Annotated in this window: 13 protein-coding genes and 1 tRNA gene; 5 read left to right on the top strand and 9 right to left on the bottom strand. The window is 54.6% G+C overall.

Annotation, left to right across the window (positions count from 1 at the left end; genetic code table 11):
- Positions 1-126: 126 nt before the first annotated feature.
- Positions 127-1,389 (bottom strand): tyrosine-type recombinase/integrase, encoded by a 1,263-nt coding sequence (locus ACOTXL_RS17075; protein WP_045351097.1) that lies wholly within the window; start codon positions 1,387-1,389, stop codon positions 127-129.
- Positions 1,390-1,586: 197 nt separating this feature from the next.
- Positions 1,587-1,662 (bottom strand) — tRNA-Phe (locus ACOTXL_RS17070).
- A 169-nt stretch (positions 1,663-1,831) separates the two neighbouring features.
- On the opposite strand from ACOTXL_RS17070, the gene ACOTXL_RS17065 reads away from it, so the two are divergent.
- On the top strand, positions 1,832-2,677 hold the full coding sequence (locus ACOTXL_RS17065) for an AraC family transcriptional regulator (RefSeq protein WP_045351096.1): 846 nt from the start codon (positions 1,832-1,834) through the stop codon (positions 2,675-2,677).
- 37 nt (positions 2,678-2,714) lie between these two features.
- A complete protein-coding gene (locus ACOTXL_RS17060) occupies positions 2,715-3,305 on the top strand; it encodes a LysE family translocator (RefSeq protein ID WP_045351095.1) in 591 nt (196 codons plus the stop codon).
- On the opposite strand, the gene ACOTXL_RS17055 is transcribed toward ACOTXL_RS17060, so the two are convergent.
- The 5 genes from ACOTXL_RS17055 to aspA all read right to left on the bottom strand — a co-directional run bounded on the left by ACOTXL_RS17055 (position 3,302) and on the right by aspA (position 8,903).
- Entirely contained in the window at positions 3,302-3,877 is a 576-nt protein-coding gene (locus ACOTXL_RS17055; RefSeq protein ID WP_003855905.1) for a transcriptional regulator, read from the bottom strand. The genes ACOTXL_RS17060 and ACOTXL_RS17055 overlap by 4 nt on opposite strands.
- A 49-nt stretch (positions 3,878-3,926) precedes the next feature.
- Positions 3,927-5,636: a protein-disulfide reductase DsbD gene (locus tag ACOTXL_RS17050; protein ID WP_023315244.1), complete on the bottom strand. Its 1,710-nt coding sequence runs from the start codon at positions 5,634-5,636 to the stop codon at positions 3,927-3,929.
- Positions 5,612-5,935: a divalent cation tolerance protein CutA gene (gene cutA, locus ACOTXL_RS17045; protein ID WP_003855908.1), complete on the bottom strand. Its 324-nt coding sequence runs from the start codon at positions 5,933-5,935 to the stop codon at positions 5,612-5,614. The genes ACOTXL_RS17050 and cutA overlap by 25 nt, the downstream gene beginning before the upstream one ends.
- Before the next feature lie 113 nt (positions 5,936-6,048).
- The gene (locus ACOTXL_RS17040; protein ID WP_003855921.1) at positions 6,049-7,350 is read right to left on the bottom strand and encodes an anaerobic C4-dicarboxylate transporter; all 1,302 of its coding nucleotides are present in this window, start codon (positions 7,348-7,350) and stop codon (positions 6,049-6,051) included.
- A gap of 116 nt (positions 7,351-7,466) precedes the next feature.
- Positions 7,467-8,903 (bottom strand): aspartate ammonia-lyase, encoded by a 1,437-nt coding sequence (gene aspA, locus ACOTXL_RS17035; RefSeq protein ID WP_003855923.1) that lies wholly within the window; start codon positions 8,901-8,903, stop codon positions 7,467-7,469.
- A 334-nt stretch (positions 8,904-9,237) separates the two neighbouring features.
- Here aspA and ACOTXL_RS17030 point away from each other — a divergent pair, with 334 nt between their 5' ends.
- Positions 9,238-9,702 (top strand): FxsA family protein, encoded by a 465-nt coding sequence (locus ACOTXL_RS17030; protein ID WP_003855925.1) that lies wholly within the window; start codon positions 9,238-9,240, stop codon positions 9,700-9,702.
- A gap of 23 nt (positions 9,703-9,725) precedes the next feature.
- Here the strand turns inward: ACOTXL_RS17030 and yjeH are convergent, their stop codons facing one another.
- Entirely contained in the window at positions 9,726-10,973 is a 1,248-nt protein-coding gene (gene yjeH, locus ACOTXL_RS17025) for an L-methionine/branched-chain amino acid transporter (protein ID WP_023315246.1), read from the bottom strand.
- 178 nt (positions 10,974-11,151) lie between these two features.
- On the opposite strand from yjeH, the gene ACOTXL_RS17020 reads away from it, so the two are divergent.
- Together ACOTXL_RS17020 and groL are read left to right on the top strand one after the other, a co-directional pair.
- Positions 11,152-11,445: a co-chaperone GroES gene (locus tag ACOTXL_RS17020; protein ID WP_003855929.1), complete on the top strand. Its 294-nt coding sequence runs from the start codon at positions 11,152-11,154 to the stop codon at positions 11,443-11,445.
- Between the two features lie 40 nt (positions 11,446-11,485).
- Positions 11,486-13,132 carry a chaperonin GroEL gene (gene groL, locus ACOTXL_RS17015; RefSeq protein WP_003855930.1) on the top strand — a complete coding sequence of 549 codons (1,647 nt, stop codon included), beginning with the start codon at positions 11,486-11,488 and terminating at the stop codon, positions 13,130-13,132.
- A gap of 65 nt (positions 13,133-13,197) precedes the next feature.
- Here groL and iadA read toward each other — a convergent pair whose 3' ends face one another.
- Positions 13,198-14,361, bottom strand: a complete 1,164-nt coding sequence (gene iadA, locus ACOTXL_RS17010; RefSeq protein ID WP_045351094.1) for a beta-aspartyl-peptidase — start codon at positions 14,359-14,361, stop codon at positions 13,198-13,200.
- Positions 14,362-14,370: the final 9 nt, after the last annotated feature.

The raw sequence follows: 14,370 nt of genomic DNA, 5'->3' as shown, positions 1-14,370 counted from the left end.
GCGGAGCAGGAAGGACATCTGATGGAAATGGAAGCCACGCAAGCACCTTAAAATCACCATCATACACTAAATCAGTAAGTTGGCAGCATTACCAAAGCAGTCCGGGCTGATTGCCCGGACTGCTTACTATTTTAATGGATTGTTAATCTTTGCATATTCAAACGGACTGATACCCTTCTCCCGGTTCGCATCCAGAAAATCGGCCCACCATTGCAACATCAGTCGCCGTTCTTCCAGATGTTCTGCTTTATGGATATACGCAGCACGTACACCATTACGCTCCTGATGGCTCATCTGACGTTCCACAGCATCGCGGGACCACAAACCTGATTCAATCAATGCACTGCACGCCATCGCCCGGAATCCATGGCCACAGACTTCCTGAGTTGTGTCATACCCCATCACCCTCAGGGCTTTATTTACAGTATTTTCACTGATTGGTTTACGCGGGTCATGTGCACCCGTAAATATCAGACCATTTTCACCTGCCCATGTCTGAAGTTCTGTCAGTATGGCTACAGCCTGTTTGCTGAGTGGCACAAGATGTGGTGTTCGCATCTTGGAGCCCCGGTGTGAGAATTTTACGCCGGGCAGAGGTTCGCGTTCGGCTGGAATAGTCCACATGGCATTGTCAATATCAATTTCAGACCACCGGGCGTATCTGAGTTCACTGGAACGAATAAAAACCAGTAAATTCAGCATAACGGCAAGCTGGGTGATAGGTTGCCCCTTGTAACTGCTAATACGCGACAAAAGTTCAGGCAGGCGAGAAAGATCAAGAGCGGGGCGATGCTGGCGTTTTACAGTGGTCAATGCGCCAGCCATATCCAGAGCAGGATTATATCTGATGATGCCAGACTGTACGGCATAACGCATTACAGCAGATATTCTTTGCTGCAGACGACTGGCGATTTCATAAATTTGTTTAGCTTCTGCGGCACGAACAGGGATAAGCAGGTCCGGGGTACGGAGTGTTGTGATATCCCGGTTGCCGATAAAGGGGAAAACGTGTGTCTCGAGGCTTTTGAGTACTTTATCGCTGTGTGATTGTGCCCATTGTTTATTACTGGCATGCCAGCGTCGTGCAATATGTTCAAAAGAGAGTTGTAAATCAGGGACTACTTTTTTAGCTCTTTTTTGTTCGCAAGGGTCAACCCCCTCCGAAATCAGTTTTCGGGCCTCATCCCGTTTTGTACGAGCTTCGGAGAGAGAAACTTCCGGATACACACCAAGTGCCAGGGTTTTCTCCTTACCCAGAATACGATAACGGAGACGCCAGTAACGGGAACCATTAGGATGAACCAGCAGGAACATGCCGGCCCCGTCAGTGAGTTTATAAGCCTTGTCGGTGGGCTTTGCAGCCCGGATTTTTGCGTCAGTCAGTGCCATAGTTCAGCCTTCTGAATGCGTTAAAGAGGGTACAAATTCTGTCGAACTGGGGTATACCCGCAATTATACCCACACAATGGGGTTGATGTGGGGGGAATCTGGTTGAGTTCGGTAGAATTGATTTGGAGGCAGAATGCTTAAATTGTGGCGTTCTGAAACGAAAAACGGACCTCCGTGGAGGTCCGTTGATATGAATTTGGTGCCCGGACTCGGAATCGAACCAAGGACACGGGGATTTTCAATCCCCTGCTCTACCGACTGAGCTATCCGGGCAACGGAGCGCATTAAACCGCAATCGCGCGCGATCGTCAACATTATTTCGGGAAAAGCTGTTCAACTGCTTAAGTTTGCGGCAATCTGTCCGTTTGTGCCCTGGAATTGCACTAATCTTCCAGACAGTTCAGGCAAGATGTGACAATGCTGACGGTAAGAGGAGGGCAGTATGGCAAACGACTGGCTTGAGCTGCGTCAGCATGCAGAAACAGGTATTGAGACAATTAAGGCGCATTTCGAAGGACATGCCTTTGATCCCCACTGGCATGATAGCTATCTGGTCGGAATAACCCTTTCCGGTACGCAGCAGTTCCACTGTCGCCGTGAACGCCACCGTAGCCTGCCGGGCGATGCTTTTTTACTTGAGCCCGGGGAGATCCATGACGGTGATGCGCCGGTAGAGGGCGGCTTTACTTATCTGACCTTTTATCTGGATGAACACTGGCTCACCCATACGCTTCAAGGCCTGTATGACTCTACTCCCGGGAGTTACACTCTCCACTTTGCCCAAACGCTGACGCGAGAGCCTCAGTTGGTGCGCGCTATCGGTGATACATTTGCCTCGTTGCATAACGATGAGATGAAGATCGTCCAACAGAGCACAATGGATAACCTGCTCTCTCAGATAACTACCCACTGCCACTGGCGTAAGAAACTCCCGTCGCAATTACAAAGCTCCGCTGTGGCGCATCGTGCCCGCGACTATCTCTATGCGCATATCGGCGAGAACGTGGGGCTATCAGACCTTGCCCGCGAGACGGGTACGGATCGCTTTACCCTCACCCGCTGTTTTAAACGCGAATTTCACCTGGCACCGCACGCCTGGCTTATCCAGCTGCGACTGGCAAAGGCCCGACAGATGCTGGCGTGTGGGGAACTGCCTGTTGATGTTGCGACGGCAGTGGGTTTTGCCGATCAAAGCCATCTTGGTCGCTGGTTCCAGCGTGCATACCGTATTTCTCCGGCACACTACCGCCGGTTGTGCACAAACCTTCCAGACGTTTCCAGAAAATAACGGCACATTCGTGGCTCTAATAAAAAAGGAGTCACCTGTGAATTTATTACCCTTCCTGCTGTTTGCATTTGTCGCCTCGATTACACCGGGGCCAACCAACATTCTGGTACTGGCTAACAGTCAGCACTTTGGCGTAAAAAATACGGTTCCTGCGATCCTGGGCGGGTGTATTGCCGCCAGCGCTATTGTTCTGGTTTCAGGCGCTGGGGCAGGAGAAGTGTTACGCCAGTATCCATTGATACGTCAGGTAATGAGCTGGGCGGGTGTGCTGTGGCTTTCCTGGATGAGCTGGCAGCTGTTTAGCGCCCCGGCCGCGAATCTCTCCTCCAGCAGTCACGTCCGATTTACCGCGCGGGCGGCGGCGTTACTACAGGTTGTAAACCCAAAAACATGGATGATGGCGCTGGCAGTTGTCAGCCTGTTTGCTCCGGCAAGCGACCATGCATTACGGGATATTACGCTGATGGCGCTATGGTTTCTGGCGATCTCCGTGGTCTGTTTGTTGTGCTGGGCGTGGCTGGGGAAGGCGGTGAACCGGATTTTCCGCACCACCGTGGCGATGGTGCGATTTCAGCGCGCGATGGCGCTGTGTTTGTTTATTTCCGCCTGGATGGGAATGCTGGCTTAGGTCAGTGCACCACCCATACGACACTGCGCGAACCGCAAAATATCTTCCGCCAGACGGTGCGCCGTATCCACATCCGCCTGGCTACGGTTCACCAGCATGCGGCTCAGGCAACCTTCCAGCACCAGCTCCATCTGCTTCGCGACCATTGCCGGATCATCCACTTCTAGTGTGGTCAGCAGCTCATGTGTGAACTCGTGCGCGGCTCGTTTTTGCTGATCTGCCAGTTGATGGATGGGGTGCCCAGGATCCGGATAGTAGGTGCAGGCGGCGATAAACAGACAACCTGGGTAACGGTTGTTGGTAACACACTCCGTCAGTGCGGTATAGCGCGCCAGCAGCTTTTGCTCGGTGGTCAGTTCTTCATTCAGCATCAGCTGCCTGCGCCAGATATCCACCTGCTGGCTGAGATAGCGCAGGGCATCGTACAGCAGCGCCTCTTTATCCGGCCAGAAGCGCCTAAGTTCATCCAGAGGGTAATCGATACGGTCGGCGACCATCTCAAGCGTGGTGCTGGCGATCCCTTGAATCTCAAGCAATTGCAGGGCTTGTCCCAGTACGTCTTCGCGTTGCACGGTTATCTCCTCCGCTATTCCCAACGGTTTGTCCCGTCTAAAGTGTTGTTTACGGTTGGCGATTGCGCAAATGCGCGTTGAATGCCGTCGCGTCCATAAACCCGGTTACACGCTGCGTCGGCTGTTCTTCCCCCTGTTCATTGAAGAACAGGATGGTAGGCAACCCGAGCACTTTAAGTTGCTTCAGCAGAGCCTTATCCTGCGTGCTGTTGGCGGTAACGTTCGCCTGGAGCAGAACGGTATCGCTCAGCGCATGTTGTACCTGCGGATCGCTGAAGGTGTATTTTTCAAACTCTTTGCAGGCCACGCACCAGTCGGCATAGAGATCGAGCATGACCGGTTTGCCTTTCGCCTGCGCCAGGGCGTGGTTAAGGTCATCTACGTTTTTAATCTGTATAAAATTCAGATGAGCCTGCGTTTGACCTGCCGGGGTGCCAAACGCCCAGTCCTGTAGCGGACGGACGCTCACCAGCGCGGCCGCCAGCAGAAGGATCTGTAGCAGGCGCATCCACGGTTTCTTCGCCCCCAGACTCACGATAAACGCCCAGCTGAAGAAGGCCACGCCGAGCATCGCCCAAAGACGTGTACCCCACACATCACCGATGATGCGCTCCAGCAGAAATACCGGCAGCGCCAGAATGACAAAACCAAACGCGGTTTTCACCGTCTCCATCCACGGGCCGCTTTTCGGCAGCAGACGATTGCCAAACACCGTCACCAGGATCAGCGGCAGGCCCATGCCGAGCGCGTAGAGGTACAGCGTGCCGCCGCCGAGCCACAGGTTGCCGCTCTGAGCAATGTATAACAGAATGGCGCTCAGCGGCGCAGTGGTGCAGGGGGAGCAAATCAGCCCGGCGATGGCACCCATGGCGAACACGCCGCCCGCAGAGCCACCCTGCTGACGGTTGCTCATCAGCGTCAGACGGGTTTGCAGGGAAGAGGGCAGTTGCAGGGTGAACAGGCCAAACATCGACAGCGCCAGCAGAATAAACACCGCTGACAGTCCGATAAGCACATAAGGATGCTGAAGGGCGGCCTGGAACTGCAACCCGGCAGCGGCGACCACTAGGCCGAGCGCCGTATAGGTTAACGCCATGCCCTGTACATAGATAAAGGCCAGCAACAGCGCACGGGCGGTGGAAAGGCGTTGTTTACCGCCCAGCACGATGCCAGAGATAAGCGGGTACATAGGCAGTACGCAGGGCGTAAAGGCGATGCCGATACCAATCAATAACGCCCAAAGTGCTGAGAACGGAAGGTCTGAAGTGGCTTCGCCTGCGCCTTCACCCTTCATCCTGGCCCTCTCCCCTGATGGGAGAGGGGAGGCAGCGCCTTTCACTTCGCTAAGCGGAACGACCTTTGTTTCAGGTGGGTAACAGAATCCGGCGTCTGCGCAGCCCTGATAGGTGACCGTTAATGTGGCACCTTTATCGGCATGGTTCACCGTGACGGGCACGCTTAAGCGCTGGCGATAAATTTCACTCTTACCGTAGAACTCGTCCTCGTGCCACACGCCAGCGGGCATCTGCAATGCGCCGACGTTCGCCTTTGTCGGCGTGATGCTGACCTGCTTGCGATAGAGGTAGTAACCCTCTTTCACCTGCCAGGTGAGACTGAGATCGTGCTGGTTTTGCTGAAAGTCGAAAACGAATGCCTGGTCGGCAGGAATAAAGTTCGAACGGCCGGGTGCGTCAAACAACCCGGCAAAAACTGACGTGCTGCACAGCAGCAGGATCAGCGTAATGAAGCGTTGAGCCATGAGAGATAATCGTTATCGCCGTGGACCACTGGCAGCACCAGCAGCTCCGGGGTTTGGTATGGATGATGAGACTTGAGGCAGTCGAGGAGCGCCTGCTGGTTTGTCAGGTTGGTTTTGAGCAACATCTGGACTTCGTACTCTTGCTCCAGCTTGCCTTCCCAGTAATAAAGGGAGGTGGCGCCGGGAAGAAGCGTGACACAGGCAGCCAGTTTTTCGGCCAGCACTTTGGCGGCCAGATCCTGGGCAGAAGCTTCATCAGGGGCGGTGCACAGTACAACAACAGCATCAGGCGTGTTCACAAGTCGACCTCCTCATCACGAAAGTCTTCACTATATCACGCAAGGCGGTTGGTCATTAATGAAACGGGCCGCAGAGCGGCCCGTTTTTAACTATTTTTACAACGGCTAATCGTTTACAGCACAATGCCGCCGATGATAAAGCCGAGGATCACGCAGAGCGTAATCGCCACCACGCCCGGGATGAGGAACGCGTGGTTAAACACGTACTTACCAATACGGGTTGAGCCGGTGTCATCCATCTCAACTGCGGCCAGCAGGGTTGGGTAGGTGGGCAGCACGAACAGGGCGGAAACCGCTGCAAAAGAGGCAATCGCCGTCAGCGGCGTCACGCCCAGCATCAGTGCCGCAGGCATCAGCGCTTTGGTGGTCGCAGCCTGGGAGTACAGCAGCGTCGCGGCAAAGAACAGCACTACTGCCAGCAGCCACGGATAGTTGTGCAGCAGGTCGCCTGCAACGGTCTGGATATCGCTGATGTGCGCTTTCACAAAGGTATCACCGAGCCACGCCACGCCCAGCACGCACACGCAGGCGCTCATACCGGATTTGAAGGTGCTGGCGTTCAGCACTTCGCTGGTGTCGATTTTACAGGTGATGCTGATCAGCGTCGCGATGGTCAGCATAAACACCACAATGGCTTCGTTACGCGGCAGAACCGGGTTCTGGATCAAACCTACCGTGTCGCTGATGGCGGTCGCGTAGAACATCACGGCGACGATACCAATCAGAAACAGCAGCACGGAGCGTTTTGCATGCGGCTTCAGCTCGAAGACCTGGCTACCGCGCAGACTCACTTCACCTTTTGCCAGACGCTCCTGGTAAACCGGATCGTCTTTCAGCTCGGCACCGAGGAAGTTACACAGCACGGCAGTGATCATTACCGCAATCAACGTGACCGGAATACAGATTGCCAGCAGCGTCAGGTAACTTACGCCCATTGGCTCAAGGATGCCCGCGAAGAAGACCACCGCCGCGGAAATAGGCGAGGCGGTAATCGCAATCTGGGAGGCGACCACGGCAATAGAAAGAGGGCGAGACGGGCGAATACCCTGCTCTTTCGCCACTTCGGTGATGACCGGCAGCGTGGAGAAGGCAGTATGGCCAGTACCGGCGAGAATGGTCATAAACCAGGTCACCAGCGGGGCAAGGAAGGTGATGTATTTCGGATGGCGACGCAGCATACGCTCCGCCAGGCTCACCAGGTAGTCCATACCGCCAGCGACCTGCATGGCCGCGATAGCAGCAATAACCGCCATGATGATTTCGATAACGTCAAAAGGGATTGCGCCGGGTTTAATCTGAAAGATCAGGGTAAGTACAAGCACTCCGAGACCGCCAGCAAAACCGATGCCGATTCCCCCGAGTCGTGCGCCCAAATAAATCGCCAACAGGACGATGACGAGTTCTGCTCCAAACATAAAGACCTGCCTTGCTCATTAACAAGTTGATATTGAATTGTTGTGTTTTGGTAACGCCCATAAAGAAAAAAGGCACGTCACAAGTGACGTGCCTTTCGGAAGCTTAGCCTGAACGGTTACTGTTCGCTTTCATCGGTATATCGTTTCGCTTTATATGCCGGGTGCATCAGGTTCTGGGCGGAGAAGATATCGTCCAGTTCGGCTTCGGTCAACAATCCTCGCTCGAGAACTACCTCACGTACGCTCTTACCGGTTTCGGCACAAATCTTCCCGACGATATCGCCGTTGTGGTGGCCGATGAACGGGTTGAGGTAGGTAACGATGCCGATGGAGTTATAGACGTAGCCTTCACACACTTCTTTATTCGCGGTGATGCCGTTAATGCATTTTTCCAGCAGGTTGTAGCAGGCGTTGGTCAGAATATGGATAGATTCAAACATCGCCTGGCCAATCACCGGCTCCATCACGTTCAGCTGGAGCTGACCGGCTTCGGAGGCCATGGTGACGGTCGTATCGTTACCAATCACCTTGAAGCAAACCTGGTTCACCACTTCTGGCACCACCGGGTTCACTTTAGCTGGCATGATGGATGAACCCGCCTGCAACTCTGGCAGGTTGATTTCATTCAGGCCAGCGCGCGGACCGGAGGAGAGCAGGCGCAGGTCGTTACAGATTTTGGACAGTTTCACCGCCAGACGTTTCAGGGCGCTGTGCACCATCACGTAGGCGCCGCAGTCTGAGGTAGCTTCAATCAGGTCTTCCGCAGGCACAACTGGCAGGTTGGACACTTCAGCCAGCTTCTGTACCGCCAGTTGCTGATAGCCATCTGGCGTGTTCAGGCGTGTACCGATGGCGGTTGCGCCCAGGTTCACTTCCAGCAGCAGTTCGGACGTACGCAGCAGGTTTTTCGTCTCTTCGTTCAGCAGCACGTTAAACGCGTGGAATTCCTGTCCGAGGGTCATTGGCACCGCGTCCTGCAACTGGGTACGGCCCATTTTCAGGATGTCCTGGAACTCAACGGCTTTACGCTGGAAGCCATCGCCCAGCTGATTAATCGCGTCGACCAGTTTGACGACAGAGGCATACACCGCGATGCGAAAGCCGGTTGGGTAGGCGTCGTTGGTGGATTGACATTTGTTAACGTGGTCGTTCGGGTTCAGGTACTGGTATTCACCTTTCTGATGACCCATCAGCTCCAGGCCGATGTTTGCCAGCACTTCGTTGGTGTTCATGTTGACAGAGGTGCCCGCGCCGCCCTGATAGACGTCGACCGGGAACTGATCCATGCATTTGCCGTTGTTCAGCACCTCATCGCACGCGGCGATAATCGCATTTGCAGCGCTTTTAGGAATGGTTTGCAACTCTTTGTTTGCCAGAGCCGCGGCTTTTTTTACCATCACCATGCCACGCACAAATTCAGGGATGTCGCTGATTTTGCTGTTGCTGATGTAGAAGTTTTCAATCGCTCTCAGAGTGTGAACACCATAGTAGGCATCCGCTGGAACTTCCCTGGTACCCAACAAATCTTCTTCGATACGAATGTTGTTTAACATGTGAACCTTCTTTTCAAGCTGCCGATGGATTGTACTAAACACACAGTATATATGTGGTTTTGAATATTTTATGACCGACGATTATTCCCTCAATCGGCCAGATGTTCGAGATCATATGCTGATGATAGCGAATTGCCGTAAGCTGGATCACTTATTATCGACCCGATTTCATGATAATTATTAATCTGTGAAATATGTCACCGCTTTAATATTTCCAGAAAAAATATCCGTGCAAACCGATTGAAATTTGGCTAACCGTCGCCATCTCTTATCTACGCGCTTCGCGAACACATTCAGTCAGGGCCAGAAGGCACCTGCCATACAGGAGATGCCAGTGCGCTGGATACCATTTATTGCTTTCTTTCTTTATGTTTACATTGAAATTTCGATTTTCATCCAGGTTGCCCATGTGCTGGGCGTCCTGCTGACGCTGATTCTGGTGATCTTCACCTCCGTCATCGGCATGTCGCTGGTGCGCAATCAGGGTTTCAAAAATTTCCTGTTAATGCAGCAGAAGATGGCCGCAGGCGAAAGCCCGGCCGCCGAGATGATCAAAAGCGTGTCGCTGATTATTGCTGGTTTGCTGCTGATCCTGCCGGGCTTCTTTACAGACTTCCTCGGCCTGCTGTTGCTGTTGCCGCCGGTGCAGAAGCACCTGACCATGAAGCTGCTGCCGCATCTGCGTTTCAGCCGTATGCCAGGCGGTGGTTTCAGCACCGGCCCGGGGGATACCTTTGAAGGGGAATACCAGCGTAAGGATGAGCAGCGCGACCGGTTAGATCATAAAGACGATCGGTGAGTTTCTGGCCCGGTGGCGCTCGCTCACCGGGCCTGCGGAGCTTGCCGCTTCGGTAAAAACACCCACAGCCCCGCCAGCATGACGATGGCGTACACACTCTTCCATCCCACCATCGCCAGCAGCATCAGGCACAGGACACACCCGACAGCCGCCAGCGCCTTAAAACGTCCTTTCAGTAGCCGACAGCCCGCCAGCATGCACAGCAGGTAGATCATGATGAAAATACCGTTGGCGTAGACAATCAGCGCGTCAAGGTTGATGTCGAGGAGATAAATGGCCAGGGAACTCACCACGCAGCAGCCCAGTACGGTATTCAGCGCATTCACCGGAAGCTGACGCTTTGACAGGCGTGAGAGGGGGCTATCCGGTTTATAAAGTGCCTGAGACCACACCAGCCGGGCGAAGCTCTGAATATAAATGTTGAGGCTGGCAAAGCAGGCGAGATAGCCAATCACGCAGGCTACCCACAGGGCTTTAACACCAAACAGCTGCACCACGATGCCCGGCAGCGACGCGGCGGCGGCTTTCTCTTCACTGAACGCGTTGAAGTGCAGCACCAGTACGGTACAGGCCCAGTACACGGTGCCCGCCAGCAGCAGGCCAATCATCAGAGCGCGGGGAAAGTCACGCTCGGGCTGTTTAAACTCGGATGCCAGATGAGCGAACGCCTCCAGACCGACGAAACACCAGAACATGACGGATAGTGCAGCGAAAAGCTGTGCGTGGTCGATGTCGTTAATCGCGGGGAAAGGGATATCCGCCACCGTAATGTCACCCGCAAACCAGATGGCGACGATCAGCGCGACAATTAACACGGCGACCAGCGTTTGCAGATTGGCGCTGGAACTGGCCCCTCGCGAGCCAACCCACCAGACAATCGCCAGCGTACCGATTTCAGCCAGCAGCAGTTGTTCATCGTGCCAGCCAAACAGCGCCTGTCCGAAGCCGGTTGCGATATGCAGGGCTGCCGGAAGGCCAACGGGTATCACCGACAAAAATAGCCAGCCGGTGACACGCTTCATCCGCGGCCCAAACGCCATGCCGACAAAATGCGCTACGCCGCCTGCGCTCGGGAAGTGCCGCCCGAGTATGGCAAAGACAATCGCCACCGGAAACACCAGCACGATCAGCACCGGCCATGCCCAAAGACTGTTATTGCCGGCAACCAACGCCGCCAGCGCGGGAACCGCAAATACCCCCGTGCCTAATAAAGACGTTGAGAGTAAGCCAATGCCCTGCGCCAGCCCCAACTCCTGCCTGAGTCCACTCATTTACCTCGTCCCGCCACCATCAAAAGAGAGTGGATGGTAACACTTTCGCAAATTTTTTTTCGATTACCCCTTGAAGGGGTAAAAAGCTATCCCCATCTCTCAGGGCACTAGCCGGAAAACCGCATGCGGACCGGCGTCATCCATAACTGATAATGACTTTCTCAAAGGAGAGCTATCAATGAGTATTCGTCCGTTACATGATCGTGTGATCGTCAAACGTAAAGAAGTTGAAACCAAGTCTGCTGGCGGCATCGTTCTGACCGGTTCAGCAGCAGCAAAATCAACGCGTGGCGAAATCATCGCTGTCGGTAAGGGCCGCATCCTGGAAAACGGAACTGTGCAGCCACTGGACGTTAAAGTTGGTGACATCGTCATTTTCAACGATGGCTACGGCGTAAAATCCGAGAAGATCGACAATGAAGAAGTGTTGATCATGTCCGAGAGCGACATTCTGGCAATTGTTGAAGCGTAATTAACGCACGAAAACTGTACGAATTTGAGGAAATAAGAACATGGCAGCTAAAGACGTAAAATTCGGTAACGACGCTCGTGTAAAAATGCTCCGCGGCGTAAACGTACTGGCAGACGCAGTGAAAGTCACTCTGGGCCCGAAAGGCCGTAACGTAGTGCTGGACAAATCCTTCGGCGCGCCAACCATCACCAAAGATGGTGTTTCTGTTGCACGTGAAATCGAGCTGGAAGACAAGTTCGAAAACATGGGCGCACAGATGGTGAAAGAAGTTGCCTCTAAAGCGAACGACGCTGCCGGTGACGGTACCACCACCGCGACCGTACTGGCGCAGGCGATCATCACCGAAGGCCTGAAAGCCGTTGCTGCGGGCATGAACCCAATGGATCTGAAACGTGGTATCGACAAAGCCGTCGCTTCCGCTGTTGAAGAACTGAAAGCGCTGTCCGTACCGTGCTCTGACTCTAAAGCCATTGCTCAGGTTGGTACTATCTCCGCTAACTCCGACGAAACCGTAGGTAAACTGATCGCTGAAGCGATGGATAAAGTCGGTAAAGAAGGCGTGATCACCGTTGAAGACGGTACTGGTCTGGAAGACGAACTGGACGTGGTTGAAGGTATGCAGTTCGACCGCGGTTACCTGTCCCCATACTTCATCAACAAGCCAGAAACTGGCGCTGTTGAGCTGGAAAGCCCGTTCATCCTGCTGGCTGACAAGAAAATCTCCAACATCCGCGAAATGCTGCCAGTGCTGGAAGCCGTTGCGAAAGCAGGCAAGCCGCTGGTAATCATTGCTGAAGACGTTGAAGGCGAAGCGCTGGCGACCCTGGTGGTTAACACCATGCGTGGCATCGTGAAAGTGGCAGCGGTTAAAGCACCTGGCTTCGGCGATCGTCGTAAGGCGATGCTCCAGGATATCGCTACCCTGACCGGCGGTACCGTGATCTCCGAAGAGATCGGTATGGAGCTGGAAAAAGCGACTCTGGAAGACCTGGGCCAGGCGAAACGCGTTGTGATCAACAAAGACACCACCACCATCATCGACGGTGTGGGTGAAGAAGCCGCTATTCAGGGCCGTGTTGGTCAGATCCGTAAGCAGATCGAAGAAGCAACTTCCGATTACGACCGTGAAAAACTCCAGGAGCGCGTAGCGAAACTGGCAGGTGGCGTAGCGGTAATCAAAGTCGGTGCGGCTACCGAAGTTGAAATGAAAGAGAAGAAAGCACGCGTTGACGACGCCCTGCACGCGACCCGTGCTGCGGTAGAAGAAGGCGTGGTTGCTGGTGGTGGTGTCGCGCTGGTGCGTGTAGCCGCTAAACTGGCTGGCCTGACTGCTCAGAACGAAGACCAGAACGTGGGTATCAAAGTTGCGCTGCGCGCAATGGAAGCTCCGCTGCGTCAGATCGTGTCCAACGCCGGTGAAGAGCCGTCTGTGGTTGCGAACAAGGTGAAAGCGGGTGAAGGTAACTACGGTTACAACGCGGCAACTGAAGAATACGGCAACATGATCGACTTCGGTATCCTGGATCCAACTAAAGTGACCCGTTCTGCTCTGCAATACGCGGCATCTGTAGCTGGCCTGATGATCACGACCGAGTGCATGGTGACCGACCTGCCTAAAGGCGACGCGCCTGACTTAGGTGCTGCTGGTGGTATGGGCGGCATGGGTGGCATGGGCGGCATGATGTAATCATGCTGTTCTGAACCTCTCAGAACGAGCCCCGGGCAGCAATGCCCGGGGTTTTTTATTATCTTCTACTCAAACGTGCCTTTCACGCACACCACGCCTTCACGCACCATCTGGCGGCCTTTCGCCCAGACCTCACGGATCTTCAGGTCATCCGTCAGCACCAGGAAATCGGCATCGCATCCGGGCGCGATCCGCCCTTTATGCTCCAGACCGAGAAACTCCGCCACGTTACGCGTAAATGGCAGAAGTGCCTCCTCCAGAGGCAGGTGATACCGGCCGACCAGCTGCTGTAGCGTATCAAGCAGGGACTCAAAACCCGCCACGCCAATGCCAACAAGATTACCGTTTGCGTCAAAATTCGGCTGGCTGCCGTTGCCATCCGAGCTGAGCGTGAGCCGGTTAAACGGCACCTGCGCGTCACGGGCCGTCGCGATGGCGGTAGCGGCATCAATGGGCTCACTGATGCTGGTGGTGATGTCGATGTACCCCCCTTCGCGGGCATAGTCCAGTGCGGCGTGGAACAGTGCCTGGGCGCGGTTGACGTGGGTTGGCAGCAGCTTCGTGCGAGGCACGTCGGCGTTATTCAGGATGTTAAGCAGTGGCTCCAGCAGTTTAGGGCTGTTGCCGAGGTGAAATACGGATATCCCCGCTTTGGCGCCCAGCAGCCCGCCGACGCGCGACTGGGCGGCCATATTCGCGAGCTGGTCATCTGCCGGTGCGGAAGAGCGATGGTCAGAAATCGCGCATTTCACGCCAATGATTTTATCAATTAGCGCCACATCCTTTTCGATACTGCCAGTGATCGTCGGAGAAGGCAGGCCATACGCGCCTGTCAGCATCCATGCGCTGATCCCTTCATGCTCAAGTGCCCGAGTTTTCGCCAGCAGCGACTCGGGATGGCGGGTCACGCCGTCGGTGCCCAGCAGGCCTACAACGGAGGTGATGCCAGCCGCCACCAGCGCAGACAATCGTACCTCTGGCGTCCGGGTGTGGGGACCGGCTTCACCGCCGCCGCCAATCAGGTGTACATGCTGATCGATAAACCCCGGGCAAACCACCGCTCCGGCGAGATCGCTTTCAGGACAGTCTGGCCTCATTGTGGCGTGGCCCGCTTTTTCGACTGCGACGATTTTTCCTCCGGCAATCAGCAGATCGCAATGCCCAAGATCCTCGGGAGCGTAAAGCTGCGCATTGCGGAAAAGGTGCGGTTCCAGCACTGAAAAATCCATTTTTATCTC

Source organism: Enterobacter cloacae complex sp. IR5402, from assembly GCF_049238125.1.
In the GTDB taxonomy this organism is placed as follows: Bacteria; Pseudomonadota; Gammaproteobacteria; order Enterobacterales; family Enterobacteriaceae; genus Enterobacter; species Enterobacter hormaechei_C.
Note: the sequence above shows the minus strand (reverse complement) of the source record. Positions and strands in the feature narration are given on the sequence as shown.

Coding starts and splice junctions, on each gene's coding strand:
- ACOTXL_RS17065 (WP_045351096.1), top strand. CDS start 1,832: ATGGCAAACGACTGGCTTGAGCTGCGTCAGCATGCAGAAACAGGTATT.
- ACOTXL_RS17050 (WP_023315244.1), bottom strand. CDS start 5,636: ATGGCTCAACGCTTCATTACGCTGATCCTGCTGCTGTGCAGCACGTCA.
- ACOTXL_RS17040 (WP_003855921.1), bottom strand. CDS start 7,350: ATGTTTGGAGCAGAACTCGTCATCGTCCTGTTGGCGATTTATTTGGGC.
- iadA (WP_045351094.1), bottom strand. CDS start 14,361: ATGGATTTTTCAGTGCTGGAACCGCACCTTTTCCGCAATGCGCAGCTT.
- yjeH (WP_023315246.1), bottom strand. CDS start 10,973: ATGAGTGGACTCAGGCAGGAGTTGGGGCTGGCGCAGGGCATTGGCTTA.
- aspA (WP_003855923.1), bottom strand. CDS start 8,903: ATGTTAAACAACATTCGTATCGAAGAAGATTTGTTGGGTACCAGGGAA.
- ACOTXL_RS17020 (WP_003855929.1), top strand. CDS start 11,152: ATGAGTATTCGTCCGTTACATGATCGTGTGATCGTCAAACGTAAAGAA.
- ACOTXL_RS17075 (WP_045351097.1), bottom strand. CDS start 1,389: ATGGCACTGACTGACGCAAAAATCCGGGCTGCAAAGCCCACCGACAAG.
- groL (WP_003855930.1), top strand. CDS start 11,486: ATGGCAGCTAAAGACGTAAAATTCGGTAACGACGCTCGTGTAAAAATG.